The sequence below is a fragment of the Shewanella kaireitica genome (assembly GCF_023284045.1).
Classification (GTDB): domain Bacteria; phylum Pseudomonadota; class Gammaproteobacteria; order Enterobacterales; family Shewanellaceae; genus Shewanella; species Shewanella kaireitica.
This window is the reverse complement of sequence record NZ_JAKIKQ010000003.1, coordinates 467,817-493,202: the sequence shown is the minus strand read 5'-3', so window position 1 is coordinate 493,202 and position 25,386 is coordinate 467,817. Positions and strand designations below refer to the sequence as shown.

At 42.0% G+C, this 25,386-nt stretch carries 23 protein-coding genes; 13 read left to right on the top strand and 10 right to left on the bottom strand.

Annotated elements, in window-relative coordinates:
- The first annotated feature begins 258 nt into the window (after positions 1-258).
- The 3 genes from gltS to L2730_RS06985 are packed head-to-tail and all read left to right on the top strand — an operon-like array spanning position 259 to position 2,497.
- The gene (gene gltS / locus L2730_RS06995; protein ID WP_020913633.1) at positions 259-1,488 is read left to right on the top strand and encodes a sodium/glutamate symporter; all 1,230 of its coding nucleotides are present in this window, start codon (positions 259-261) and stop codon (positions 1,486-1,488) included.
- A gap of 47 nt (positions 1,489-1,535) precedes the next feature.
- Positions 1,536-2,126, top strand: coding sequence for an RNA polymerase sigma factor (locus tag L2730_RS06990; protein WP_248973932.1), 591 nt, complete (start codon positions 1,536-1,538; stop codon positions 2,124-2,126).
- 2 nt (positions 2,127-2,128) lie between these two features.
- Positions 2,129-2,497: a DUF6768 family protein gene (locus L2730_RS06985; RefSeq protein WP_248973931.1), complete on the top strand. Its 369-nt coding sequence runs from the start codon at positions 2,129-2,131 to the stop codon at positions 2,495-2,497.
- A gap of 24 nt (positions 2,498-2,521) precedes the next feature.
- Here L2730_RS06985 and L2730_RS06980 read toward each other — a convergent pair whose 3' ends face one another.
- The 4 genes from L2730_RS06980 to pepT form a co-directional block, all read right to left on the bottom strand.
- On the bottom strand, positions 2,522-3,037 hold the full coding sequence (locus L2730_RS06980) for an NUDIX hydrolase (RefSeq protein WP_248973930.1): 516 nt from the start codon (positions 3,035-3,037) through the stop codon (positions 2,522-2,524).
- A gap of 126 nt (positions 3,038-3,163) precedes the next feature.
- Positions 3,164-3,883, bottom strand: coding sequence for a tRNA (adenine(22)-N(1))-methyltransferase (locus L2730_RS06975; RefSeq protein WP_248973929.1), 720 nt, complete (start codon positions 3,881-3,883; stop codon positions 3,164-3,166).
- Positions 3,884-3,971: 88 nt separating this feature from the next.
- Positions 3,972-4,679, bottom strand: coding sequence for an NAD-dependent epimerase/dehydratase family protein (locus L2730_RS06970; RefSeq protein WP_248973928.1), 708 nt, complete (start codon positions 4,677-4,679; stop codon positions 3,972-3,974).
- 179 nt (positions 4,680-4,858) lie between these two features.
- Positions 4,859-6,091 carry a peptidase T gene (gene pepT, locus L2730_RS06965; RefSeq protein ID WP_248973927.1) on the bottom strand — a complete coding sequence of 411 codons (1,233 nt, stop codon included), beginning with the start codon at positions 6,089-6,091 and terminating at the stop codon, positions 4,859-4,861.
- A gap of 324 nt (positions 6,092-6,415) precedes the next feature.
- Between pepT and L2730_RS06960 the strand changes: the two genes are divergently transcribed.
- Entirely contained in the window at positions 6,416-7,186 is a 771-nt protein-coding gene (locus L2730_RS06960; protein WP_248973926.1) for an ABC transporter permease, read from the top strand.
- Positions 7,187-7,443: 257 nt separating this feature from the next.
- Positions 7,444-8,214: a hypothetical protein gene (locus L2730_RS06955; RefSeq protein ID WP_248973925.1), complete on the top strand. Its 771-nt coding sequence runs from the start codon at positions 7,444-7,446 to the stop codon at positions 8,212-8,214.
- Positions 8,215-8,332: 118 nt separating this feature from the next.
- Here the strand turns inward: L2730_RS06955 and L2730_RS06950 are convergent, their stop codons facing one another.
- On the bottom strand, positions 8,333-8,560 hold the full coding sequence (locus L2730_RS06950; RefSeq protein ID WP_248973924.1) for a hypothetical protein: 228 nt from the start codon (positions 8,558-8,560) through the stop codon (positions 8,333-8,335).
- 381 nt (positions 8,561-8,941) lie between these two features.
- On the opposite strand from L2730_RS06950, the gene L2730_RS06945 reads away from it, so the two are divergent.
- The 3 genes from L2730_RS06945 (at position 8,942) to L2730_RS06935 (ending at position 12,355) form a co-directional block, all read left to right on the top strand.
- The gene (locus tag L2730_RS06945) at positions 8,942-11,173 is read left to right on the top strand and encodes a putative bifunctional diguanylate cyclase/phosphodiesterase (protein ID WP_248973923.1); all 2,232 of its coding nucleotides are present in this window, start codon (positions 8,942-8,944) and stop codon (positions 11,171-11,173) included.
- A gap of 246 nt (positions 11,174-11,419) precedes the next feature.
- The gene (rsmS, locus tag L2730_RS06940) at positions 11,420-11,581 is read left to right on the top strand and encodes a pleiotropic regulatory protein RsmS (RefSeq protein WP_220737433.1); all 162 of its coding nucleotides are present in this window, start codon (positions 11,420-11,422) and stop codon (positions 11,579-11,581) included.
- A gap of 48 nt (positions 11,582-11,629) precedes the next feature.
- The gene (locus L2730_RS06935; protein ID WP_248973922.1) at positions 11,630-12,355 is read left to right on the top strand and encodes a DUF599 domain-containing protein; all 726 of its coding nucleotides are present in this window, start codon (positions 11,630-11,632) and stop codon (positions 12,353-12,355) included.
- Positions 12,356-12,380: 25 nt separating this feature from the next.
- On the opposite strand, the gene L2730_RS06930 is transcribed toward L2730_RS06935, so the two are convergent.
- Complete coding sequence (locus tag L2730_RS06930) at positions 12,381-13,700, bottom strand: ABC1 kinase family protein (RefSeq protein ID WP_248973921.1); 1,320 nt, start codon at positions 13,698-13,700, stop codon at positions 12,381-12,383.
- A 243-nt stretch (positions 13,701-13,943) separates the two neighbouring features.
- On the opposite strand from L2730_RS06930, the gene L2730_RS06925 reads away from it, so the two are divergent.
- The gene (locus tag L2730_RS06925) at positions 13,944-15,323 is read left to right on the top strand and encodes a leucine-rich repeat-containing protein kinase family protein (protein ID WP_248973920.1); all 1,380 of its coding nucleotides are present in this window, start codon (positions 13,944-13,946) and stop codon (positions 15,321-15,323) included.
- A 58-nt stretch (positions 15,324-15,381) separates the two neighbouring features.
- Here L2730_RS06925 and L2730_RS06920 read toward each other — a convergent pair whose 3' ends face one another.
- The 4 genes from L2730_RS06920 to L2730_RS06905 form a co-directional block, all read right to left on the bottom strand.
- Positions 15,382-16,665 (bottom strand): DUF3300 domain-containing protein, encoded by a 1,284-nt coding sequence (locus tag L2730_RS06920; protein WP_248973919.1) that lies wholly within the window; start codon positions 16,663-16,665, stop codon positions 15,382-15,384.
- 125 nt (positions 16,666-16,790) lie between these two features.
- A complete protein-coding gene (locus tag L2730_RS06915) occupies positions 16,791-18,269 on the bottom strand; it encodes an ATP-binding protein (protein WP_248973918.1) in 1,479 nt (492 codons plus the stop codon).
- A gap of 1 nt (position 18,270) precedes the next feature.
- The gene (locus L2730_RS06910; RefSeq protein WP_248973917.1) at positions 18,271-18,972 is read right to left on the bottom strand and encodes a response regulator transcription factor; all 702 of its coding nucleotides are present in this window, start codon (positions 18,970-18,972) and stop codon (positions 18,271-18,273) included.
- A 22-nt stretch (positions 18,973-18,994) separates the two neighbouring features.
- Entirely contained in the window at positions 18,995-19,312 is a 318-nt protein-coding gene (locus tag L2730_RS06905; protein ID WP_248973916.1) for a PepSY domain-containing protein, read from the bottom strand.
- Between the two features lie 288 nt (positions 19,313-19,600).
- Here L2730_RS06905 and L2730_RS06900 point away from each other — a divergent pair, with 288 nt between their 5' ends.
- The 4 genes from L2730_RS06900 (at position 19,601) to L2730_RS06885 (ending at position 25,329) form a co-directional block, all read left to right on the top strand.
- Positions 19,601-20,446 carry a choice-of-anchor H family protein gene (locus L2730_RS06900; RefSeq protein WP_248973915.1) on the top strand — a complete coding sequence of 282 codons (846 nt, stop codon included), beginning with the start codon at positions 19,601-19,603 and terminating at the stop codon, positions 20,444-20,446.
- 91 nt (positions 20,447-20,537) lie between these two features.
- Entirely contained in the window at positions 20,538-21,020 is a 483-nt protein-coding gene (locus L2730_RS06895) for a hypothetical protein (protein WP_248973914.1), read from the top strand.
- A 360-nt stretch (positions 21,021-21,380) separates the two neighbouring features.
- Positions 21,381-23,810, top strand: coding sequence for a TonB-dependent receptor (locus L2730_RS06890; RefSeq protein ID WP_248973913.1), 2,430 nt, complete (start codon positions 21,381-21,383; stop codon positions 23,808-23,810).
- A gap of 181 nt (positions 23,811-23,991) precedes the next feature.
- On the top strand, positions 23,992-25,329 hold the full coding sequence (locus L2730_RS06885; protein ID WP_248973912.1) for a M20 metallopeptidase family protein: 1,338 nt from the start codon (positions 23,992-23,994) through the stop codon (positions 25,327-25,329).
- Positions 25,330-25,386 lie beyond the last annotated feature (57 nt).

The window sequence follows — 25,386 nt, the reverse complement described above, 5'->3', positions numbered from 1 at the left end:
TCTAAGCTGATTAGCTTGATTGAAACTAGCCGTTGTTAAAGTTTTCTGTAACGCTAACCTTAGCCTATTCGAATTCGTAAAGAGAGATAAGTGACGTGATCCGTTGTTGATAAATCCACAGCGTCGCTATTGCGGATTAGTGAAAACCTGTTAACTTCAGTATTAATAACATCTATTTAACCTTTTGCTGCGTTTTGGCGCTATATCAAATGATCGTATTGAGTTTTTATCTAAGCATTTTTGGAGATAACAATTTTTATGGAACCACAGTTAGTAGAGATCAAAGATTTTGTGTCTTTCACACTTGCCATCATTGCGCTGTTTATTGGTAAAGGGATTATCTCTCGTTATGAATTGCTGCGTAAATACAGCATTCCAGAGCCTGTTGTCGGAGGTTTTGCCTGTGCCGCGGCCGTTGGCGTTTTGTATTACGCATTTGATATTCAAATTGAGTTCAACCTCGCGGTAAGAGATACCTTATTGCTCTATTTTTTTGCAGGGATTGGTTTGAAAGCTGATTTTGCCACCTTACTTAAAGGAGGCAAGCCTTTACTGATCCTGATTGTATTAGCAAGCGTGTTTATCTTTTTACAGAATTTCACCGGAGTAACTGTTGCGACGCTGTTTGGATTAGATCCCAAAGCAGGCTTGATGTCCGGGTCGATTTCACTTATTGGCGGTGTAGGCACTGCGATGGCTTGGACACCGACTTTTGTTGAAGAGTTGGGGATCACTAACGCCAGCGAACTGGGCATCGCATCAAACACCTTGGGGCTAATATCTGCCTGTGTGATTGGCGGTCCAATCGCAGCTTACTTGATGAAGCGTCATCAGGTTAAAGCCAACACTAACGAAGAGCTTGATATTGGTACCAGCCATCAAAATAACACTTCACATATGAAGGTTGATTACTTCGGCGTATTACGCGCTTGGTTATGGCTTAACGTGACACTGATTATTGGCTACTTTATTGATCTAGCTATGCAAGAAGCGGGTTTGAAACTACCTATGTTTGTAGCTTGTTTGCTGGCGGGGATAATCATCGGTAATTTAGGGCGAGCAATAATAAATCGTCGTAAGAAAAAAGACAGAACGTATATCGAAGATGCGTCTCGAGGTTTATCTCTAATTCAAGATATCTGCCTTGGGATGTTTTTAACCATGGCACTGATGAGCCTGAAAATCTGGGAACTGGAAGGTAGTTTACTATACATATCAGTGATCATGACCCTACAAGTGCTGCTTTCGGTAGTGTTTACTATTTTTGTCGTGTTTCGCTTAATGGGCAAAGATTATGAAGCTGCGGTGATCTGTTCAGGTTTTGGCGGCGTTACTCTCGGTTCAACTGCAACCGCAATTGTTAACATGACTGCTGTGACTCAGCAATACGGTGCGGCGCACAGAGCGTTTATTATAGTGCCGTTAGTGTGTGGATTCTTTATTGATATTATCAACGCAATGATCATCAACTTGTTCGTTTATTTCTAATGTTTTACTAATGAAAAGGGAGCATTTGCTCCCTTTTTTCATTTCTGATGAACCTTTTATATTTACCAGTCGTCTTTATTGTAAATGATAAGTGGAGTGATATAGAGCCTATGCAGCAAGCGCAGATTGAGTTGTGGGTATTAGAAGCTCAAGCGGGAGATAAACAGGCTTTCTCGGCTTTGTGCCAACACTTTTATCCCAGTGCGATAGGTTTTGCTGCCAAGGTTGCAGGTGACTCAACATTGGCACAAGATGCGGTTCAAGATGCACTGTTAAAGCTGTCGAAAACGATTTATAAACTCGAAGACCCGGCAACCATTAATGCATGGGTGTTTCAATTGGTACGTTGGCAGGTGCTGGATCATTTGAAAATACAGAATCGCTATAAAAGCCTAACAGAGGTGGATGTTCATAAGTATGAGGCGGTGGATATAAAGCCTGATGAAGCTATAGAAGGGTTAAAGCACGGGCTTTCAAAACTGCCGCCGCTTGAAGGGCAAGTATTACACTTATTCTATTTAGAGGAGTTGAGCATTGCTGAAATAGCCAAAATTTTGGAGATCCCCAAAGGTACAGTTAAATCACGATTATTCAGAGCAAGAAAACTATATAAACAGCATTTGGAGCAGGAGAGTTAGTTATGGATATTGATAAAAAGATTCGTCAAGAACTAGCAAAAGAGAAGGCTCTATTGAGTCAGCAGCAAACCGCAGATGCATCTTTATTTGCGATGCTGGGCGATGCCTACAAAGGTCGCTTAGGTGGTTGGATGGTATTGATGAGCATTATTGCCGTGTTATTAAGTGCTCTTATGTTATGGTCGGGCTATCAGTTCTTTTTTGTGGTCGAAAGTGTACCTGAACTGATCCGCTGGGGAGTGACCTTATTGCTAAGCAGTATGATGCAGATAGCGATTAAGATGTGGACCTTTAACGAGGTTAATCGTAATGCTCTGCAGCGAGAGATAAAAAGATTGGAGTTGGCTATTGTGGTGAAGGAGTCGCAATAGCCGTGCTGTGAGCCAAATTTGAGTTTATAACAGCTCTTTTACTATGCGTTTTAGCAAATAGGTTTCACGATCAATCGACATTCCCTTTTTAGGGCTATTGGCTATGGTGTGCTCGTTATGAGCAATGGCTTGATGGATATTGATCCATAAAGGGCGCATACCATTTTGGATTTCATGATCTTCAAGCCGTGTTTCACCCAGTTCCGGATGAATGGTGCATACAAAACAGAATGACTCCATATGTACTAAGTCAAAGCCATCCTTGTACCAAGGCCTAAACTCTTCATAAAGACCAAACTCACTGATGACATCAATATGCTTGGCACCGGTTTCTTCCTCTAGCTCTCTGATTAAGCCTTGGCGTAGATCTTCTCCTTCGTCTACACCGCCCCCTGGAATACTGTAGTCATGGTAGCGCTCGGTGTATAGCATTAGAATATTCTCACCATCAAGAATAATTCCGCGCGCTGCTTGGCGGTGGAATCGATTACCTGCGAGGGACGCCAGGTCAGGATGGATAGTAGATCTTAAAAGCTGCATAGTTTTAATAGGCCTAATGTTTTGCAAGCGTTATATCAAGGGGAAAAGCAACTGGCCGCCGATTGTACGCGATACGATTATTGAATGCCTCTAATAATTAAGGCCATTTTAGAGCGCAGCTAAACACTACTTTTTGTCGAGTGTCAGTGCTTGATATTGCTTAATGATATTCGACACATCTTCAGCTGAAACATCAGTTACTGAGGTTATCGTGCTAATTCGCCTGCTCAATTGACCAGACTCAATACGCAGGTAGTGAGATAAGGTTTTTTGCAAATAGCGCTGATCGAGTGTGCGGGTTAAATCCCACATCTGGCTACCAACCAATGATATTGGCACTTTAGAGTGAGTCGAAACATGCAGCACCTCATAGAAGCGGCGGTTTTCTTCTAGCAGACGCTCATCAATTAAGCCAAGTCCTAGGTTTTTGAGCGCTTTACGGACTTCATAAATATGGTGGACAGGGCATAAGATAAACTCAAGTTGCTGCAGTGGGTGAGCAGCTATGATTGCGTCGACTAAGCTGATTAACAGTTCGCCGCCGACTCCAGCAATGATGATCAGCTGGCTATTTGTTCTTTTAACCAATGGTAACAACGCGACATCTATGCAGTGTACTTGCCAACGCTGTTCCTTCCCATCCGCAGCGGGGTAAAAGCGCTCAAGTTTATTGCTCACTTCTCGCATTAAATCAGGTACAACATCAACAAAATGAACCACTGAAGCTCGATCATTATCTAATAGCTTGGCACCTAACAAGCCATGATCGCAGCAACAATCCCATATATGCTCATAGCGGTTGTTTACCATGGATTCAATTAAGTTTAGGCGCTGGCTTATTTTCATCTGCAGTTGTGACGTTCAATTTAAAAGAGGAGGGCATTCTAATCTATCTTCTAACGATATAAACCCCATGTGCCTTTAATTTGGCAAATCACAGCATATCTTCATTTTTTACCCTAATGACTTTGGGCTCAATTGTGTTCATAGACTGATGGTTAGGCTCATTGGAGCGTGAACCGAGAGCGAGGTTGAGCATTGCTGCGGCAACCTTGTCAGCCGCAATTGGTTGATAACGTTTCAGTAGTCCAATAAATAGCGGAGAAATTAGATTAAAAATTGTTTGCCCGAAAGATTCGAGCGGACGCCGTTCAGTACGTTCGCCAATAAGTAGACTTGGCTGGAAAAATACCAGCTTATGGACTGCGCTTTCAGTCTGCAGATTGTCAGATAAATTAGACTCTAATGTCGCTTCAGTCTCGCCTTTGACTCGATTATAGAAAGAGTTTGATTGAGCATTCGCCCCAAGTGCGGTGACAATAAAGCTACTGTTTGCCTGACATAATTGCACGAAGTCGACAACGGCGGTTTTATCTACGGCAATGAATGCATCTTGACTCCCAGCTTGTTTGATTGTGGTACCCAAACAGCAAAATGCTTGATCTATATTTTCTGGTAATGAGAGTGTGGCGAGCTCGTCTAATTGGCAGGCGATGAATATAACCTCTGTGGTGCTAGAGGGCTGGTAGCTAGCTTGGCGGCGGCCTAACATATAAATTTTGTTATAGGCAGTAGAGTCTATTAGCTTTTGCAGTAGGTGCTGACCAATTAAACCCGTAGCACCGATAATAGCTGCATTCATAAATGGCTTTCTTTATCTAAATAGGTTGTAAATAGTGTAGATGCAAACAGAGTCGATTTACATCTTTTCTGCCATCAATCAACAGTGATAAAGCGGGAGTTTCCTTGGCTCAACTTATAAAAAATGCCGATTTTAGAATCGGCATTAACTTATTTGCTTAGGAGACTTTATCGCAGATATTAAGCTTGTAGCTGCTCTATTGCTGTCAATCTTGCTATCTCTATAATGGTTAGCGTTGCTTTTTCCATAGATTCGAGACAAACATATTCATGCTTTCCATGGAAATTGTGGCCACCGGTGAAGATATTCGGACAGGGGAGCCCCATATAGGAAAGACGTGCGCCGTCAGTACCACCTCTAATCGGCTTGACGATAGGAGTGATATCTAAGTTAAGCATTGCTTGTTTGGCAATATCGATAATATGTGGGTGTGGCAAGATTTGCTGTTTCATGTTGAGATAAGAATCTTCAAGTGCAATAGATAGCTTACCTATTTTTAGCTCACTATTATATTTTGCCACTAAATCGGCTAACCAGCGTTTTCTTTGTTCAAACAGTGTTAAATCAAAATCTCGAATAATATAGGTGAGTGTGGCTTTTTCTGTGACGCCTTCCATGCCTATAAGGTGGAAAAAACCATCATAGTCAGCACTAAATTCTGGTGTGTCTTTTAATGGCATTTTTGCATGGAAGCGGGCTGCCATAGTTTGAGCGTTGATCATGACGCCAAACGCACTGCCTGGATGGCAGTTATTGCCTGTTGCTGTTATTACTGCTGTAGCGGCATTGAAGTTCTCGTATTCGAGCTCGCCAACTTGTCCACCGTCGACAGTATACGCCCAGCTAGCGCCAAAGCTTTCGACGTCAAAGTGGTCTGCTCCGCGACCAATCTCTTCATCAGGCGTAAAGCAAAGTCTAATTTTACCGTGAAGGATCTCTGGGTGAGTGATTAAGTGGTGTAGAGCGGTAATGATTTCTGCAATACCAGCTTTATCGTCTGCACCGAGCAATGTTGTGCCATCGGTAGTTATGAGCGTTTGGCCAACATATTGGTTGAGGCTTTCAAATTGAGCTGGTGAAAGGGTTTCTTCTAAGCCTAACGCTATTGCTTGGCCATTGTAGTTTTCAATGACTTGTGGCGACACTTCATCGCCGCTGTAATCTGGAGCTGTATCTAAGTGGGCGATGAAGCCAATACAAGGAACATTGTCTACCGTTGCAGGAACCGTTGCTGTTAAGTAGCCCTTATCTGAGAGTTGTACTTCATCAAAGCCTAAACTGACCAGCTCTTGACGCAGGAATTGGGCAAATACAAACTGGTTATGGGTACTTGGGACGCTGTGATGTTCACCGTCAGACTGTGTATTAAATCCGACATATTTGAGGAAACGTTCACGTAGATATTGCTTCATATTCAAGTTTTCTAATAACGAAAAGTGGTCAGAGTCTAACAAGGCGTATAATGAAATCATTAGATATTGATCAAGTTTTGTTTAATCCAAATTTGAAATATTGAGCTAGTCTCGACTAAATATTCTGACTATTTGCCTTTTTAGTGTTTTAACTCTCAAGTTAACCCTTTGTTTATTATTATAACTTTTAATATCCAATGTATTACTCGCCGTGGTGTTCTGTAGATTTTGGTGATTAAGGTATATCTGCTGATAAACGAGATTTCTTCAACAATTACGATTATATTGCTTAGTTAACGAGATTAGCATTAGAGAAAAGTTGCAATGGATATTAGCTGGTGGCAGTTAGCAGGCTTTATGACTATATTGCTGATCCCGTTTGCGATTAGTCGCTACTTCGAACTCGGCTTGAATAAAGATATGCTTTATGCGGTCATACGTATGTTGGTTCAACTCATTTTAGTTGGCGTCTATCTGCAATACTTATTTGAGTTAAATAGTCTGTCGGTCAATTTTCTATGGTTAGTGTTGATGTTGTTAATTGGCGCAAGTGCGATTGTGAGTAAAGCAAAGCTATCACGACGATTACTCTATTTTCCTGTACTTACTGGCCTGTCTATTGGCTTGTTTCCGATACTATGGCTGATGATTGTTTATTTGTTATCTCCAGAACCTCTATATAGTGCTCAATACTTGATACCGACAGCAGGAATGTTGTTGGGAAACTGTTTAAGCGGCAATATTGTCGCTTTACAGCGATTGTTCGGCGCTTTTGAAGATAGGAAGCCTGAATATGAGGGAGCACTTGCGCTTGGTGCGAGTAGCTACCAAGCAGCGCTGCCTTTTATTAGATCTGCAATGCAGCAATCTTTTGCACCGATATTGGCTTCAATGGCGACGACTGGACTCGTGACCCTACCGGGCATGATGACTGGACAGATTCTAGGTGGCGTCGATCCGTTGATCGCGATTAAGTATCAAATTGTTATTCTAGTCGCTATTTTTGTCACATTAACGGTTTCAGTATCAAGTTCGCTACTGCTGAGTATTAAAACTGCGGTAACGGTTAACGGAAGAGTCAAAGGCGTTCCTTAATTTGTCGCAGTTACTTTTGTCTACAACATGATTGCCTATAAAAGCTCATACAGTGAATAGCTCAAAGGCATTGAATATTTTCTGCAAATCATCTGATCTATTTTAGGTAATCCATTGAATTTCTACTACGCTTACTATTAGCTAATTATAGCGACGATTCATAACCTTAAGTTCTTCGCTTGACCGCATTTAATTGGGAATAGTCAAATAGGTATTGGCTTGTCATTGCTTACTGCATCAATGGAAACGGAACGCCTATGTTTAAGTCTTACATCTCTAAATCGAAAATATTAAATGGGTTATTATCATGCTTGTTAGCCTCTTTGTTATTAGTCACTCAAAGTGTAAAAGCTGCGACTTGGGAGTTTGAAATATCCCCCTACCTTTGGCTTGTTAATCAGCAAGGTCAAACGGGTTATATCGATGAAAACGGTATCCCAATTATTGTTGATATGGACATGTCATTTAGCGAAATTTTTGAAAACCTAGATGGTGCTGCACTGCTTAACTTTCAGGCTAATAAAGCTGACTGGCAATTTTGGTTAGACTTAGTTTATATGAAACTCAAATATGATACCAAAACAGACTTTGCTTCAGCTGAACTGACTGCCAAACAAAAGATGCTCGATATCGTAGCGGCTTACCGCTTCTCTAATAAAGCTAACAATCAATGGTATGCTTATGCAGGCGCGCGGGCTATCGATATCAGCAATACACTTGAGGTTCGTTTTTTTGAATTGAATAGAGAGCCAAGTTTTGGCGATGATTGGTATGATCCGCTGATCGGCATTAAAAATAAGTGGAGCTTTAGTGAGGGCTTTTACCTTGTTAGTCGCGCCGACGTTGGTGGTTTCGGCATTGGCTCTGATTTTTCATGGGGAGTGAACTTAACCATGAACCAAGATCTCTCTGAGAACTGGGCGCTAAAATACAGCTTTAGGTATTTAGACGTTGATTATGATGACGACAACTTTATATTTGATATGGCTTCAAGTGGCTTTGGCTTGGGGATAACCTACCAATTTTAATTGGCTTTAACTTTCTATTTGCATAAATAGAAAGTTAAATAGAAAGCGTGCAGGTTTGCTTAAAGCTCACAAAAATACTGTGAACTTTTAGTAACTAATCAGAACGACAGCACAAATCTTATAGCACTAATTCCATATCGAGTTCGATATCAGTACAACCTTTCTTGCAGCGGATCCCTGAAAGCGTATCTTGCTGATCTTTTACAGGCAGCTTCATTTCTAACGCTTGTTTACATATTGGGCAGAGGACAGTGTTGCCTTTAAAAACTCTCTTTATTAGGTTTTTTTGTTCAATAAAAGATTTGGCTGTGGTGTCATTAATTACTGAGAAATCCATCTTTGCCATTGGGCGTCACCTTAAATATTTTGTTGGTAGTGCGTAATACCGCCGAGTATATCTAGGCAATTGGTAATGTGGAAGCTAAAGATACTATTGCAGTTACTTCTGAGTATCTACACCTAATAATGATTCCTATTTCGCTATATTCACCTGACAGTTAATTATAAGTCTATATTTTTAACTTTACGGTTCAGTTGTTGTATAAAAAAAACACTAGTTATCTATTCTGAAATTTGGCAATTTAATGATGCTTTACTTCATTGTATGCAATATACCGAGAGTATTGTCTGATTTTATAAAATGGAGACTAATTCAGATTGTAAGATGACATTTTAGAGGTAAGATAGGTTGTAATTTTTGATTGATCTGTAGAGCATAACAATAATAATGAGCGCTCATAGTACCAAAAATGATTATCTTCCAAGCCTTATAAAAACCTCTGCCATTAGCGCAAAACGCTATGCAACCATCTTAACTATGTTGCTTGGCGAATCTTCGTTAAAGTCAGTTTTACATGCGATAGTGCGTCTTATCGAAGAGAAAAATTTCGGCAGTAAAAGCTCTATTTTGTTACTTAGCTCTGACGGAAAACGTTTGCTTAAAGCTGCAGCGCCGAGCATTTCGGATAGTTACAATAATGCTATCAATGGTATTGAGATAGGTCCGAAAGTGGGCTCTTGTGGAGCCGCTGCATTTTTGGGACAAAGGGTCATTGTTGAAGATATTGCCTCTCATGAGAATTGGGCTCCTTATCGCGAGTTGCCGCTCTCTGTTGGGTTAAAATCTTGTTGGTCGGAACCTATCTTGAGTGGTGAAGGCGAGGTCTTGGGTAGTTTTGCGATGTATTATGAGGAAGTTAAAGCCCCTCGTGCTGAAGACTTAGCATTGATCTCTGAAGCGGCACTCTTAGCTAGCCTAGCTATTGAGCGTGATCGCTCATCTAGATTCCAGCGCCTATGCGGGGGGATCTTTAATCAAATGCCGCTAGCGTTGTTAATCACCGATGCCAAAGGCACCGTGCTTGATGCTAACCCCTCTTTTTTTGATATTATGCACTCGGCTAAAACCGATCTAGCTGCGTTTGAACCACATTGTGTTTTTGAGCAATCCTCCATCGAATTAGCCCATCTATTTGAGCAAATAAGGAGTGGTAATGCTTGGCACGGAGAGTTAATTGGTCGTCGTGCTGATGATGAGTCATTTTATGCCGACGTTAATGTTACGGTATTTAAAGAGTCTGAGGACATTGAGTATTCATACGCATGGATTTTTTCAGATATTACCGATAAGAAATCAGCTGCAGAAACTATCCATTATCAAGCAAAGTTTGATCCGTTAACCCAATTAGTCAATCGGCCACATCTGTTTGAGAAAATTGAACAACAGATCAATATGTCAAAACTGAATCCATATGCTTGCTTCAGCTTTATTCTGATGGACTTGGATAATTTCAAACAGATCAATGACAGCTTAGGCCACAAGCTCGGAGATGAAGTCCTTATTCAGGTTGCTGAAAGAATTAAAGCCTGCATGGGAAAAAACGACGTGTTAGGGCGACTTGGTGGGGATGAGTTTGCGCTCATTATTCCTGATGAAGTGTGCCCAGAGGTGTTATCAAAGTTAGTTCAACAGCTCAATCAAGTCATTTCACAAGAGTATTTGCTAGATTCTCATCAACGGGTGTTTACTCGATTGAGCGCTGGTATTAGCAGATTTCCTCAAGATGCATGTAGCTTAGAGCAGCTGTTGAACTGTGCTGACCAAGCGTTATTTTGCGCCAAAGAGCAAGGTCGAAACCAGTTTCACTTTTTCAATGATCAGATGCAATCGGATGCAGAGCGGACGGCAAAGTTAACTAATGCGCTGAAGTTGGCGATTGAAAATGATGCATTTGAATTGCATTACCAGCCAATAGTGTGTGCTAAACAACATAAAATCCGCCATGTCGAAGCACTCGTTCGTTGGCGACATGATGGACGATTAGTCAGACCTGACGAGTTTATTCCCGCAGCAGAAGCAAGTGGTTTAATTATTGAATTAGGGCGTTGGGTGCGCGTTGAGGCGATGAAAACCTTACTTGAATTTGAAGCGCTTGGGCTGGATATTGGTATATCTATTAATGTCTCTACATTTGAATTTTGGTCCCATGACCTCCAAGACTGCCTAATAAATTCAATAACTGAAACAGCAACTAAAATTCTCCCAGAAGGGTTCCCTTTTCATAAGCTAACCTTAGAAATTACAGAGTCGTTGCTGATGAAAGAGCAAGTGCATTTGATTAACTCTTTAAGCCAATTACGTGAGCTTGGGATAAAAATTGCCATTGATGATTTTGGCACGGGTTATTCATCTTTATCCTATTTAAGTGAATTTCCTGTAGATATTATTAAGATAGACAAAAGCTTCATTAGAGATGTTAACGATAAAAAGCAGGCGGCTTTAGTTTCTGCTGTGGTTGCATTAAGTCGGGCTTTGAATTTAGATGTTACGGTTGAAGGGGTCGAAAGCCATCTTCAACTGGCTTTTGTCAGTGAAAAAGAGGTAGATAGTATTCAAGGCTATTTCTTCCACAAACCACTCGAAAAGACAGCATTGCTTGAAGTAATAACCAAGCACTAGTTATTTAAAAACTATGCTAGCTTAGAGCCTTAAAGCACTCTTAGTGCGGGTACTGCCATAGAGCTCGTTGTTAATTATTTAATAAAAATGGATTTACCCTAAGTCGCCTGAATTGTCTGAGCAGTAACTAAACGTACCTGCGACTCTATCCTCTTTTTCAACCTGTTTTTTAATTTAAAGCCAGTTAGAATAGGACTGCTATAAAGTGTGGGGATATTTGTTGATTGAATTTAGTGGGGTAAATGTGTGAGTGATAGTAATGAGTCGGGATTGGCAGCTGCGCCTGCAGAGGTAAAGTTAGCAGTGGACCTTATTTTTCTTTTCGAGTCCAATAATATCGCTCCAGAAGTCGCATTGGCAGCTTTAAAAATCGTTAGTTCAGATCTCGAAAGTAAACTAAAAACCTAGTTTGTAGCTAATGTAAATGCTGCATTAATCAACTTCTTTGAGAGTGTTATGACTATTTCAGTGCTAGATATGATAGCGATTTTGAGCTTTATTATTAGCTGGGTTGGCTATGCTCGTTTTGCTAAAAGTAAGGCTAAAACGACTAACTGTATTGCTCGCTGTTTGCATCAACATCGTATCCATTGGATGTACGAACTGATTAGCCGAGAGATCAGGGTCGGTGAAGCGGCATTGCTGGCGAACCTTGAACGTAACATCTCCTTTTTCGCAAGCACAACCATGCTAGTGCTTGCTGGTGTGTTAACACTGTTTGCTCAAGTTGAGCGCTTAGAAGCTGTCATTGCTTCGATTCCGTATGCCGCGGATCCAAATCATGCGTTGGTGCAGGTTAAGCTGGGTGTATTAACTTTCATCTTCGTAATGGCCTTTTTCCAGTTTACTTGGTCAATGCGTCAGTATGGTTTTCTCAATGTGATGATTGGCGCTGCGCCGTATGACAAAGACGGGCTAAATGAAAATTTACGTCGCTATGCTAAGCAGATGGCCGTTGTACAAGATCAAGCTGCGCACTCCTATAATTACGGACTGCGTTGTTACTATTTTGCCATGGCGGCGCTCTGTTGGTTTTTCCATCCACTGTTGCTGATTGTTGCGAGTGTCTTTGTTGTGGTGACCCTGTATCGGCGTGAATTTAAATCAAAAGCGGTGATGGCGATTACCCAAGGGCAAGAGCTTTTAAAAACAGAGCGTGCGATGAAATACCAGTCTAAGTAGAGTTACCTATATAATTGATTTTTAATCAAAGGTTTTCAAATAGCTGTTTAACGTTGACTTTAGCGCCTATGCGCGACGCTAATAAATATAAGCCTGCTAGTTTTCGGTGGATAAAAATAGCATCGGCTGGAGGGCTGTGCCACTCATTACTCTGCATGCTCATCGCCATGCCTGCCTCTTTAATCCTGCTGGCTAAGGTATTGTGGCTAAAGTCATACTCGCCATTAAATCGCAGCGGCTCGCAGGCCATATAAAAAATATCGAGTACCAGAGATTTCTGCGTTGCAGTAATTGAATCTTGGAAGAACCCTATACCTTGCGCTGCACTTTCCATTGCTAACCTATCATCGATAATGCTGGCTGACATAAGCTGTCTATATTGCTCCGATAAAGCATTTGGAATCACTCGGCTGGCGCCAAAGTCGAGTAATACTAATTTTCCGCTCGTGTTTTGGTATTGATAATTGGCAAAGTTAGGATCTGTTTGCATAAGTTTGAAGCAAAACAGCTCTTTAAAAAATAGCTCAAGTAGTCTTGTCGCCACTTCATTCCTGATAGGCTGGGCAAGTGCTGCTACTGATTCAATGCTTTGCCCTTCGATAAACTCCATGACTAGAATATTCTGATTACACAGCGATGGGTAAACTTGCGGTATTAAGAAGTGATTTCCAGCAATCTTCCCGTTGCTTATAAAAGATTGAAACCGCTGCAGCATTAATAGTTCACTATGGTAATCGGCTTCAACATGTAACTGCTTTTTAGCCTCTGTTAATAGCTGGTCTAACTGTACGTTACTTGGAATAAGGTTAGATAATTTGAGTATGGTCGCAACGTTATCAATATCGCTGTTAATGCTGTTGCGGATCCCTGGGTATTGCAGTTTTACAGCCAGTTTTTCGCCTGTGCTTAATGTCGCTAGATGAACCTGTCCAATAGAGGCTGCTGCAAATGGCGATAGCTCAAAGTGCGCAAAAGGGTCGAGCCAATCGTCGCCCCAATTTGATTTGAGAATGGTGATTAACTGCTTATGAGGCATTGCTTTAGCATCAGAGCGAAGTTTAGAGAGTATGTCACTTAACTCTTTAGGTAGCAGTTCTCCTGAGTCCATCGACAACATTTGCCCCACTTTCATTGCTGCGCCGCGAAGTTCTGCCAGTTTATTGGCCATGTGGGTGATATTTTGCGGAGTCATCACTAATTCGTTGAGCGATGGCTTTTGACCCTGAGTTAGTTTTTTAGCACCTGCAAGGATAACATTGCCTGCTAGCCGAGAGGCTAATCCACCTAAAGAGGAGAATCGTGATAGGCGACTTGTCGGAACTTTAGCGGTGTGCTTGTTTTTCATTATGGCTCAACCTCAACTGCTGTTTTAGCAGACTTAACTTATGCTAAAGCAATACGTTATAAAGTAAATATGGATCAGCTTAAAGCAGAGCTATCTATTTGGATTATTTGTTAGGACTAACTATTAGGACTATCTATATCCATTATCGGTTTAGTTTTAATCGCAGCTTTCTCATTAACTAGAGATGTATTACCATTGCCGCCAATTTTATTTTTCGATTATCAATAATAAAGGCAGTAGATTTTGCATACTTTGGCACAACTCGCTTCAGGTGAACTAAAAGGTATAAAACGACTCACTATAACAGAGGAGTTAACTGAGTTTCCTGATGCTATTTTTACGCTTGCCGATACGTTAGAAGTGCTAGACCTTTCAGGGAATAAGCTTTCTCAGCTCCCAGACAATTTCTCCTGTTTAACTAAACTAAAGCTGCTGTTCTTAACTGGTAATGAGTTTGAACAAGTCCCAGCAATTATAGCAGCTTGTCCTCAATTAGAGATGATAAGCTTTAAATCCAATAAGCTGAAAACAGTTGCGACAGGCTCACTGCCGGTTCAGACCCGTTGGCTCATTTTGACTGATAATCAGATAACTTCTCTGCCTGAAGATATGGGTTCACTCACGCGATTACAAAAGCTCGCGTTAGCGGGTAACAGGCTAAGTGCGTTACCTTCCAGCATGGCAAACTGTACTAATTTAGAGCTCGCTCGTTTGTCTGCCAATGAGTTTACACAATTTCCAGATTGGTTATTTCAATTACCAAAACTTGCTTGGTTGGCCATCGGTGGAAATGCATTGCGTGCTGACAATAAAGCAAGCTTAATCAATGCAAAGCCAGCCGAGCCGATGCAGTCGGTGCCTTTAGCTGATATTCAATTAGGTCAAGTGATAGGACAAGGTGCCTCTGGCATTATCTACAGTGCTAAGTGGCTCAATCAGCCTCAGTCACTTAAAGGCTCTGCAGTTAATATCGCGGTTAAGCTTTTTAAAGGTGAGGTGACAAGTGATGGCTATCCGTCTGATGAGCTTGCATGCTGCTTACAGGCTGGCGCACAAGACAATCTAATTAAAGTCGTCGCTCAAATCGAAGATGCAGGCAAGCTTGGACTCGTGATGGAGCTTATCCCTAGCTCTTTTGCAAATCTTGGTCTACCGCCTTCACTCGATACTTGCACTAGAGACACCTTTGTTAAAGGTCAGGAACTGTCCATTGAGCATGTTTTATTGGTGCTGATACAGATGGCATCAGCGATGACTCATTTGCATCAAAATGGTATTAGTCATGGTGATGTATATGCACACAATACTATGATTAATAGCCAAGCTGATATGCTTTTTGGCGACTTCGGTGCCTCATCTAACTTGAAGCTACTCCCAGGATTGCAGCAAGAGGCGATGGAGAGCGTTGAGGTGAGGGCATTGGGTTGCTTAATTGAAGATCTGCTGGATAACCGATTGATGCAGCATACTGAACAACTTGAGATTGTGGCGAGGTTACGACAGTTTGCTGATGATTGTCTGCAAACCGATTCTGCACTACGTCCTCGATTTAGCGACACTTTATCTCAGCTCAAGTTTTTGCAAAATAAGTTGCTTACCATAGAGTCTTGCAGTGAAAGATAAAATCGTTTGTTAAAAAGACTCCATAGATGCGCGTGTATCTATGGAGTGTGAATCTTGCCTAGTCTCTTCTTTGTTTGTGATTACTTCCTTTATGGCTGTTGGCTGGCTTGTGACTCTTTGCTTGTCTGTAGCTTTTCTGTGGTTGATGACTGTTAACTCGCTGATGGCTCTTTGCCTGTTGATGACTCTTCACTGGCTGACGGCTATTTGCTTGCTGATGGCTTTTAACTGATTGATGGCTTTTAACCCGCTGCTGGCTTTTAACTGATTGATGACTGTTAACTCGCTGATGGCTTTTAACTGGCTGATGGCTTTTAACTGGCTGATGGCTCTTCACCACCTTGCTGTTACCGTAGTGAACGTTGCGCACTTTGGGCTGTTGCTTTAAATTTTTAGCAAACTGCATCTCACGGCTTTTATTCACTTTATAGGTTTTTTGAGTCCTAAGTGTTTTGCTGTAGGCACGGCTTGGGTTATGACTCTTGTATTTATGCCTTAAAGCGTTATTGCTATAGGCGACTCCTCGTCTGTGTTGTGGCTTGTGAGCCCAGCGTTTAGCACCATGGCTAGTGACAATTCGTCCGCGATGACGATAATGATGCGAGTTCTTATGATGCACTACCACGACATGATGCTTATGCCAGTGAAACGCACTGAAATAGTAATTGAAGCTGATGTGGACGCCTGTATGCCAGTAAAAATGACCATGTCTAGGTCGCACATAGCCAGGGTACATAGCCCAGTATACTGGCGGATAGTTATACCAATACCAGTTTCCATAGATGACTCTAGGGTCATAGTAGGGCACGTAAACAATCTCTTTTCTAACCGGTTCAATCACAATTTGATTATTGACCCGTGTTACCTGCATGTTCTCCATATCATTGAGGTTGTTGGCGTTGTCTGCTTTATGGCGCAGGGCTTGAATACTGGCTAGCACCTGTGCTTCATTTTGCAAGAAAGCATCGCCGAGTGATTGTGTCCACTGCAGGTCTTCACTGAGTTTTTGTAGCACGGTCGGAAATGCAATCAGCGCGATAACGCTTGGGTCCCATTGCATGCTCTGGGCGTTCGAGACTTGCTTCTCGGTACTGAGTTGTTGATTTTGTTGTTGCCAACGTTGGGCTTCAACAACTTCTAATGGGTAGGTGGCAGCGATTAAGATATGTGTCAGCAGACTGTCTGGATACAGCGCAATCGGCGCTAACATCTGTGCAAGCTCTCCCTCATTGAGCTGAGTCTGTTGAGCGCTTTCATAATCTTCAGCGTATGCGCTTGCTGGAGTTAACCACTGCAACATAATAACCAGAGACAAGCAACAGCATTGTTTGAATATGTTCATATGCTCTCCTATCGAATATTGACGATAAGCAGATTATAAAGAGGCGAAGATGAACATAAGCTGAAAGCCAAAAATAGCTCGAATTCGGATGTGTTCTGCTTTAATAGAGCTGTAGGGAGTGAGTGTTAGTATTTGAAAATTAGGGTAAAACAAGCTCCGCCTAATAATTCTGACCGGCCTATGGATAATTGCCCGTGGTAGCTATCAACTAAATCTCGCACGATGGCAAGCCCGATGCCGTGTCCCAACTTATAGGAGTCAGCTCTAATACCACGTTCAAATATTTGTGTTTGCAGCGACTCATCTATGCCATTGCCATCGTCCTCGACTTGGATTATCAGTGATTCAGCATTGTGAGTGACACTCAATAGAACCTTGCCCTTGGCCGCTTTACAGGCATTATCGAGTAAGTTACCTAATATCTCTGAAAGATCTGCTTGGTCGCCCTTAAAGATGGCATCTCGTTTAACAGACTCCTCAATAACTATTAGCGGTTGGTTGTATATTTTAGGTAGATTTCGAACCAATTTATCTGACACTTCAACAACTGGCACACCTAAGTGCCAAGCACTGCCCGCAGCGGACTGAGCACGTTTTAATTGGTGGCCAATAATCCGATTGATATGGCTGACTTGTTCAAATGACTCTGCACTTAAATCGACCTGACTTTGTATGACAGCTAACGGTGTTTTGAGGCTGTGGGCAAGATCTGCAAGTGCATTTCGATAGCGTTTTCGCTGATTTTGTTCGGTATTCAATAAGGTGTTAAGTTGCTGCGCCACAGCTTGAAGTTCTGTCGGATACTGGCGTGTTAGTTGGTTCGCTTTGCCATTTTCTATCGCGCTAAGCTCGGTTTCTAAGCTGGATAATGGCTTTAAGGTCCACCACAGCCAAGCTATCTGTATCACGACTAATAACCCCAAAAGGATCATTAACCAGCGCCACAGTTGTTGGGTAAATTGACTGACTTGTTGTTGAAACTCTGTTTGATCTTTAATGATATGGATAGTGATTGGAAAGCGGTTATCTGACTGTTGGCCATCTTTACTATTGAGTGCGGGTAGCTCGAAACTGACACTAAAACTGTAAATTAAGTGTGGTTGTCCATTCAGTTTCACTTCGCTAAGTTGCCCCATTCCTTTTACTGGTGTGGGTAATGTCTTTGGTAATTCAATACCCAATAAAGAGTTCGATTGCCAAGCGATATGTTGTACTTGGTTTAGGGGAGGCAAGTGGCTACTTGTGGCTGTGCTTTTGGGCTTTTCTACAAATTTCGCATCAAAGTTTTCGTTATTCTTGGCTGTTTTATCTGGTGATTTTGAAGTAGTAATTACTGCATAAAGGCCAGATTGAATGACGTTAAATTGGTTCTCCAACAGCACTTCAGGCATGATGATGCCGTCTCGATTGACTTCAGTTACCGCTAAAACAGCATAAACATAGGCTTTCAATTCATTCAGCGAAGCGCTCTTTACCTGCTGCTTAAACGCATCATTGAGGCCGAAACCGATGAGCGGCATCAAAATCAAAATAAGCAGTAACGCACTCACGATCAGTCTGGCTTTTAGTGAGTGCATTGTTGCTAAGCGCGATACAGAAAACATGCTACGACGGCTTATCGGGTTGATTAAGTGGCGCAAGTTTTATTAAACGGTATCCTTGACCTCGGAGTGTTTCAATCAGTCCAAGTTGATTATCCGCATCTAATTTCTTACGTAAGCGGCGAATAAATACTTCAATGACGTTGGAGTCGAGGTCAAAATCTTGATCATAGATATGCTCTGTGAGGACGGTCTTTGATTTTACCTCGCCAATATGCAGCATAAAGTATTCCAGCAACTTGTATTCTGAGCCGCTTAAGCTAATTAGTTCGCCATTTTTAGTCAGCTCTAAACTGCTGGTATTCAATGAGAAAGGCCCATTATTAATGACTGGACTAGCCTTCCCTGCAGAGCGGCGTATGAGTGCTTTTAGCCGAGCAACTAACTCTTCAGGATGAAAGGGTTTCGTGAGGTAATCATCGGCGCCAGCATCTAACCCTTCTACTTTATCTTGCCAGCTATCGCGAGCAGTTAAGATAAGGATAGGAAACTCTATGCTTAGCGCTCTAAGCTCGGTGATCAGGGCGATACCATCAAGTTTTGGCAGTCCAACATCAATAATCGCCGCATCATAATTGTACTCTTTACCTTGAAATAGACCGATTTCACCGTCATCTGCAGTGTCGACAGTATAGTTGGCTGCAAGTAAATGCTGCTTAAGGTTACTTTGTAGTGCGAGATCATCTTCAACGAGTAAAAGTCTCATAGTCAGTCCTTGTAAGTCGTCGCTAATTACGACGGATACTGCCGGTTTTGGCGTCTACGGATACGTGAAAAACGACTCCATCTTTAGAAAGCAGTTTGACTCGATAGCCTGGGTTGCCGTTTACACGGGCGGACTGCACTTTTAGGATCTTACCTGAGTAGCGGCTTTTAACGAGTTGTGCTGCTTGCTGTGAACTGCCGACTTTAAGGGATTTTTCAGTATGGTTTGCTGCCATCGCCATAGAAACTACCGATATAGTGAGGTAATGGCCGCTAGCATTAGCAGACGCAGAACCTAATAGAGCAAGCGGTATTAATATCAACAGTAAAACAGCTTTCATTAAGGGCACCAAAGAGTTGAGATGTTATCAGTTTAAAAGATCCCGCTAGATTAGTCATTATACCAATTCGAGTTAAGTCCATCACTTTCCCATGAGTCAACACTCCTTACCAATATATGGAGGAAGTTAAGTATCGTGATTCAATTTGTAGATATAGCGTTTGTAAGATGAACCCAACCTGAATGCCAAAGAGGGAGTGACCTGACCTAAGTAGCTAATTTTAACGTTCAGCTTGTGTTCATTTTGATTGGCCTTTAATAAGCGAAACTTAATAAACTTTTCGAGGTAATGATGAGTCAACTAATATGCCAATCCAAACGATTACCCCTGTTTGTGCTTCTTCTAGGTGTTTTACTGCCTGCTGCGGTGGCCGCTGAAAATCTTGGGCAGATTCGGAGCACCTCAGCGGGTTATAAGATAGAAAAAGAGCTTAACAGCAATGCAAGAGTAGAGGCTGAGCTAACATTGCAACAGCAGGATCTGTTGAAAAGACTGAGTTTTGAGAATACGAATAAAATACCTGACAAGAAAAGCAGAGAACAGGTGATACAAAGTCACATCGATAATGCGCTTAAAGGGGAGAGTCAACGACAAGTTTCGGCTTCGCCCGCGTTATACGCTAATAGCGTTTACCGTGATTTTTATATCTACGATGCTTACAGTCGTCTATTTGTTGATAACGACTATGATGGCTTTTATCAAACTTTTAGCGTCACTTTTGACGCAGATGTTAGTGGCGCCTATATCAATGAAACAGCCAATGTGTTTGCAGAGCTATATTTAAGCCGTAATGGTGGACCGTGGGAGCACTACTATACCACTGATATATTCAATATTTTCGGCGATGCTACCGATGACGATTATGAAGTATTAACCACACTGGAGTCCGGATTTACAACAGATCATTACGATGTACTTATCGATCTTTATGAAGTGGGATACGGTGATGTTGTGGCAACTGTCAGTTCAAATGATTTCGATAGCCTCTATGCCTTACCGTTAGAAAGCAGCTACTGGGATGATGAGTATATTGTGATAGAGACTGAGCATGGTGGAAGCATGTCGCTGTGGGGGATATTGGTGCTATTGGCGTTGGGACTTTCACGTAGAAATTTAGCTCGTCGCCAATCATAATGATAATAAGTGGATTGAGAATTAACTATTGATATATTCGCCGCCACATTGGAAAATTAGGCATCTTAACAGCCAGTTAATTGTCTATTCTATGAGTTATCAGTCAGTCTCTACAGCAGTGGTTAATTCAATACCCTTAAGTGGTTCTGTGCCAGTAGAGGTTAATTTGGCGGGCGATAGTCATGATGTTGCTTTGTGGATCTGGGAGCAGCTAGTACCTCAAGTTGGCTCCGCGACGACATTGCAAGGTGAGATTATTCGTGCCATTGAACTACTGTCTTGGGAGGCACAAAACAACAGTAACCTCAATTGGGATAAAACTTTTGACGCACTTATAGCATTCTTAAAAGAGGCCTTCTTGGGCCAATCCATGCTTGCACACTGGTTATCTGACACCGATAAAAAACAGATAGCTGCAGATTTAGCTAGGTTATCTTGTTTTATCTTGCCAACAGAGCTCGATAGCCGAGTGTATGTCGAAGAGCTGCCTTATATTAATGACGATTTATACGATCGATTGATCGACTACCTTGTTAAGTTTTGCAGGCAACATCCAGCAGTAATCTTCTTCTGATAAGAAAAAGTTAACGCTTCTTAAAGTAAATAGACCATTGTCATAGGATGAGGTCTATTTTTTTAACGGGTTAGGTTTTATGCAATCCCGTTAACTCCTTGAGCACTCGATTGTATGATTTTTGTCATGCAAATTAGTGCGATACCCTTTCTCGAACAGCTAGCTAGCCAAGGTTTAAGTGTGATCTCTATCACTGACTTTGTCTTATCTTCATAATTTACATTGTAAGGTTTTCGGTAAAAATCTAATAAAATCAATAGTAAGTTAATTTTAATGGTGTATCAGTAGTTGTAACACTTGTTGTTTTGTTAATGATAATCGTTATCATCACGCCGCATAATACTTAAGTGGGGTTATTGGATGAAACATTTTCGCTATTCTTTGTTAGCAATTGCATGCGCTACGACATATTTACCTGCAACGATTTACGCGGCAGAAACTGCTGAAGCGAGTTCTATTGAACGGATCACCGTTTACGGTAGGCAAAACCAAGTTGTGATGAATTCAGGTTTAGCAACTAAGTCAGATATGTCATTAATGGAAACTCCAGCGGCAGTCGTGATTGTCGACGAAGAGCTAATTCAAGCCCAAGGCGTCGATAACCTGCAAGATTTAGTGCGTAATATTAGTGGTGTTACACAAGCGGGTAACAACTATGGCATTGGTGATAATTTAGTTATTCGTGGTTTAGGTGCAAACTACACCTATGACGGTATGTATGGTGGTGCTGGTCTTGGAAATACCTTTAATCCAACTCGCTCTCTTACCAATGTTGAATCGGTAGAGGTTCTAAAGGGCCCTGCTACGGGTCTGTATGGTATGGGGAGTGCTGGCGGTGTAATCAACCTTATTGAGAAAAAACCGCAATTTGAATCTTTAAATGAGTTCACTGCTGAAGTAGGGCAATGGAACAGTTATTCACTCTCTGTTGATAGCACTGCCGGTATTAGCGATAACTTAGCTTATCGAGTTGTGGCTAAGACCGCCCGTAGCGATGGCTACCGTGATATTGGTACTGATAGAGATGAAATTTATACCTCTTTGAAGTATGTAATGAGTGATACGCAAGATCTAATGCTGTCCGCTAGTTATATCAAGGATGCGATTGCCGTAGATTCAATTGGTCACCCTATTCGAATCTTTAACGCTGAATCTGTGGGTGGTAAAGGCGCAGGCGAAGTCAGCTGGGAAGACCTAATTAATGATCCCAATAATGCGGGTTTGCAACTTACTGATGAACAGCGACAGCAACTTGCAAACTCGCTTTCGAGTAGCGATGGGCAAACCCCCTATGCATTTGGTCATGCTGGCATTATCTCACCGATGGCAAAAGATAATGAAGGTGAAGAATTACGTTTTAAGTTAACTCATAATATCTATTTCAACGACAATCTATTCTTAAACCAACAACTGCAATACCGTAACTATACGTCAGGCTTTGCGCGTCAAACTGGTGCTTACAACTACGTTTATTGGGACAGACGTGGAAAGATCAATGAAGACCCACGAGCACCTTTAGTTGAGGATGGCGTACTGTACCCATTTGCGGCACGTCGTCAGGAATATCGTAAGGTTGAAGCTGATGAAAAATCATGGCAGTACTTTGCTGATCTGCGTTACGACTTCCAAATTGGCGAGATTGATAACGAATTATTGGTAAATGCTAACTTCGAAGATAGAGATATTGCATTTAAGCAATACTCCATTTACGACGCTGACAAAGTGATTAAAAACAAAGCTGGCGATGTCGTTTACCAAGGCTCGTTGCCTTATATTTATGATATTCGCAATCCTAACTGGGCTGATGGAAGCTTTGAAGATCACGATCCATTAATGACCAGTAATTACAATAAAAAGGTCAGTGCTTGGGGCGTAGGTCTACAACATGTTGGATACTTGGGTTATGGCTTTACCACCCGTATTGGTGTGGCATTTAATGAAATTAAGCAGTCGTACCAACACTTGGGTGTTGATCCACGTTACTCCGCAAGTAGAGCTGAACCTAGAGCGGAAGCTGATACCACTGATAATGGAGTTACCTACAATTTAGGGGTAACTTATATGCCAACCGATGATTTATCACTGTTTGTCAATCATTCAAAAGGGCGTACTGCCTATAGTATTCTCGGTGGTATTGAAGGGACGGGCGATGACCGTGCTGACTCAGAGTCTGTAAGTGACGACATCGGTATTCGCTATAAAGCGTTTGACGATCAAATGTTGATGTCTTTAGTCTTCTTTAAAAGTGCCCGAACTAACCTAGAGTATGGAAACCCAGATTATGAAGAGGGTGTTTCTGCTCCAGGAACGGCGAAGAGCTTTTATAACGGTAAAGAGGAAACCACTGGTGTTGAACTTGATTTAAATGCACATATCAATGAGCAATGGATGGTTAATCTAAACGGCGTTTATCAAGATGCACGAGATAAAAAAGACCCGAATAGAAGCAGCTACGATACTCGTCAAAAAGGTGTGCCTTACGTGACAGCCAGTGCCTGGGTGACTTATGGTGCGGATTGGTTCTCTCTTGCCAACCCACTAAACATAAGCTTAGGTGCTAAATTTGTTGATGATCGTAGTACTAACTCCAGCTCATTTGGGATCCCAGACGGCTACGTGCCTAGCTATACAGTACTCGATTCAGCGATTAGTTATGATGCTGAACAGTGGAAAGTACAGTTGAATGTAAATAACCTCTTCAACGAAGAGTATTACAGCAAAGCGATGTTCCTAGGCGGTATGCCAGGAGAGGAGCGTAACGCTAAGCTGTCGTTAACCTATCGTTTATAGCGATAGTTTCACTCAATAATGCAGCCAGTGGCTGCATTTTTTTTAGCTTGATGAATCTATATTAGAGCCGTCACTATCGCAATATGATGAGTCATTTTTAGCTGAAGAGTAAACATATTCTCCGCCTAAGAGTTATGTTAGTTTAACCTTTCAGTTACAACTTGAAAGGGAAAGCATCGTTATGAAAATTCGCTTTAAAACACCTATTGCTTTGGGCTTGCTATGTACCCTTACGGCTCCATTGAGTGTGGTAGCAGCCGTTACAAGCTTAAACAGCTCTGTCGAACGTTCGATGCCAGAACTTGAACAACTCTATCTGCACCTGCATAAAAATCCTGAGCTGTCATATCAAGAAAAAGCCACCAGTGCACGAATGGCAAAGGAATTATCGGCACTAGGGTTTGATGTAACAGAGCAGTTTGGTGGTTATGGTGTTGTTGGTATCTTTAAAAATGGTGACGGTCCAACAGTGATGATCCGAGCCGATACCGATGGATTGCCTATTACTGAAGAGACCGGTAAACCATATGCGTCAAAAGTAACGACTACGGACGCCAGCAATAACACTGTAGGGATTATGCACGGATGTGGCCATGATATTCATATGACGAGTCTGATTGGTACGGCAGAGCAGATGATTAATCATAAAGCAGATTGGAAAGGCACATTGATGATGGTGGCACAACCGGCAGAAGAGGTCGGCGGCGGTGCAAAAGCGATGCTGAAGCAAGGATTGTTTAGCCAATTTCCTACACCTGATTACGTGCTAGGGCTGCATGTCAGTGCAGCGCTGCCTGCGGGAAAAGTCGCCATAGCGCCAGGATATGCGTTGGCAAATGTCGACTCCGTAGATATAACAGTGAAAGGCAAAGGGGGCCATGGTGCTTATCCTCATTCGACTAAAGATCCTGTTGTTCTAGCATCGCGTATGGTGTTGGCGCTGCAAACTATTTCTAGTCGTGAGATCTCACCACTGGAGCCAAACGTGATGACAGTGGGCTCAATTCATGGCGGTTCTAAACACAATATTATTTCAGATGAAGTTAAGCTGCAGCTTACACTACGATCCTATAATCCTGATGTGCGTTTGCAGCAAATCGACGCACTTAAGCGCTTAACTCGAGGGATTGCGATGAGTGCTGGCGTTCCCGATGAACGGATGCCAGTGGTTTATGTTCACGAAGAGGAGCGGATCCCTTCAACTTATAATGACCCGACTTTGGCTATGAATGTAAAAGGGAGCATTGAAAAAGAGCTTGGTGCCGACAATGTTCTAAAGTCTGAACCCGTTATGGCCGGTGAAGATTTTGGTTTATATGGTCTTACTGCAGAAAAGCGTCCGATCACTATTTTCTGGTTGGGTGCGGTCGAACCTAACGCTTATCAAGTGAGTTTAGATAAGGGAAACAGTTTACCTTCATTACACTCAAGCAAGTTCGCTCCCGATTATCCAATAACGATCAAAACGGGTGTAAGAGCTATGAGCGCAAGTGCAATGGATCTTTTTAATAGGCATTAGAACTTAAGTAATTAATTGTGTGCGGCTAATGGCTAATGATTAGTTAGCCGCTCACAC

Bases quoted from the DNA above. Each gene is read 5' to 3' on its own strand.
- L2730_RS06985 (WP_248973931.1), top strand. From the start codon at position 2,129: ATGGATATTGATAAAAAGATTCGTCAAGAACTAGCAAAAGAGAAGGCT.
- L2730_RS06980 (WP_248973930.1), bottom strand. From the start codon at position 3,037: ATGCAGCTTTTAAGATCTACTATCCATCCTGACCTGGCGTCCCTCGCA.
- L2730_RS06960 (WP_248973926.1), top strand. From the start codon at position 6,416: ATGGATATTAGCTGGTGGCAGTTAGCAGGCTTTATGACTATATTGCTG.
- gltS (WP_020913633.1), top strand. From the start codon at position 259: ATGGAACCACAGTTAGTAGAGATCAAAGATTTTGTGTCTTTCACACTT.
- L2730_RS06945 (WP_248973923.1), top strand. From the start codon at position 8,942: ATGAGCGCTCATAGTACCAAAAATGATTATCTTCCAAGCCTTATAAAA.
- L2730_RS06975 (WP_248973929.1), bottom strand. From the start codon at position 3,883: ATGAAAATAAGCCAGCGCCTAAACTTAATTGAATCCATGGTAAACAAC.
- L2730_RS06920 (WP_248973919.1), bottom strand. From the start codon at position 16,665: ATGAACATATTCAAACAATGCTGTTGCTTGTCTCTGGTTATTATGTTG.
- L2730_RS06905 (WP_248973916.1), bottom strand. From the start codon at position 19,312: ATGAAAGCTGTTTTACTGTTGATATTAATACCGCTTGCTCTATTAGGT.
- L2730_RS06895 (WP_248973914.1), top strand. From the start codon at position 20,538: ATGAGTTATCAGTCAGTCTCTACAGCAGTGGTTAATTCAATACCCTTA.
- L2730_RS06970 (WP_248973928.1), bottom strand. From the start codon at position 4,679: ATGAATGCAGCTATTATCGGTGCTACGGGTTTAATTGGTCAGCACCTA.
- L2730_RS06900 (WP_248973915.1), top strand. From the start codon at position 19,601: ATGATGAGTCAACTAATATGCCAATCCAAACGATTACCCCTGTTTGTG.
- L2730_RS06915 (WP_248973918.1), bottom strand. From the start codon at position 18,269: ATGTTTTCTGTATCGCGCTTAGCAACAATGCACTCACTAAAAGCCAGA.
- L2730_RS06890 (WP_248973913.1), top strand. From the start codon at position 21,381: ATGAAACATTTTCGCTATTCTTTGTTAGCAATTGCATGCGCTACGACA.
- L2730_RS06990 (WP_248973932.1), top strand. From the start codon at position 1,536: ATGAACCTTTTATATTTACCAGTCGTCTTTATTGTAAATGATAAGTGG.
- L2730_RS06930 (WP_248973921.1), bottom strand. From the start codon at position 13,700: ATGAAAAACAAGCACACCGCTAAAGTTCCGACAAGTCGCCTATCACGA.
- L2730_RS06885 (WP_248973912.1), top strand. From the start codon at position 23,992: ATGAAAATTCGCTTTAAAACACCTATTGCTTTGGGCTTGCTATGTACC.
- L2730_RS06910 (WP_248973917.1), bottom strand. From the start codon at position 18,972: ATGAGACTTTTACTCGTTGAAGATGATCTCGCACTACAAAGTAACCTT.
- pepT (WP_248973927.1), bottom strand. From the start codon at position 6,091: ATGAAGCAATATCTACGTGAACGTTTCCTCAAATATGTCGGATTTAAT.
- L2730_RS06955 (WP_248973925.1), top strand. From the start codon at position 7,444: ATGTTTAAGTCTTACATCTCTAAATCGAAAATATTAAATGGGTTATTA.
- L2730_RS06950 (WP_248973924.1), bottom strand. From the start codon at position 8,560: ATGGCAAAGATGGATTTCTCAGTAATTAATGACACCACAGCCAAATCT.
- L2730_RS06935 (WP_248973922.1), top strand. From the start codon at position 11,630: ATGACTATTTCAGTGCTAGATATGATAGCGATTTTGAGCTTTATTATT.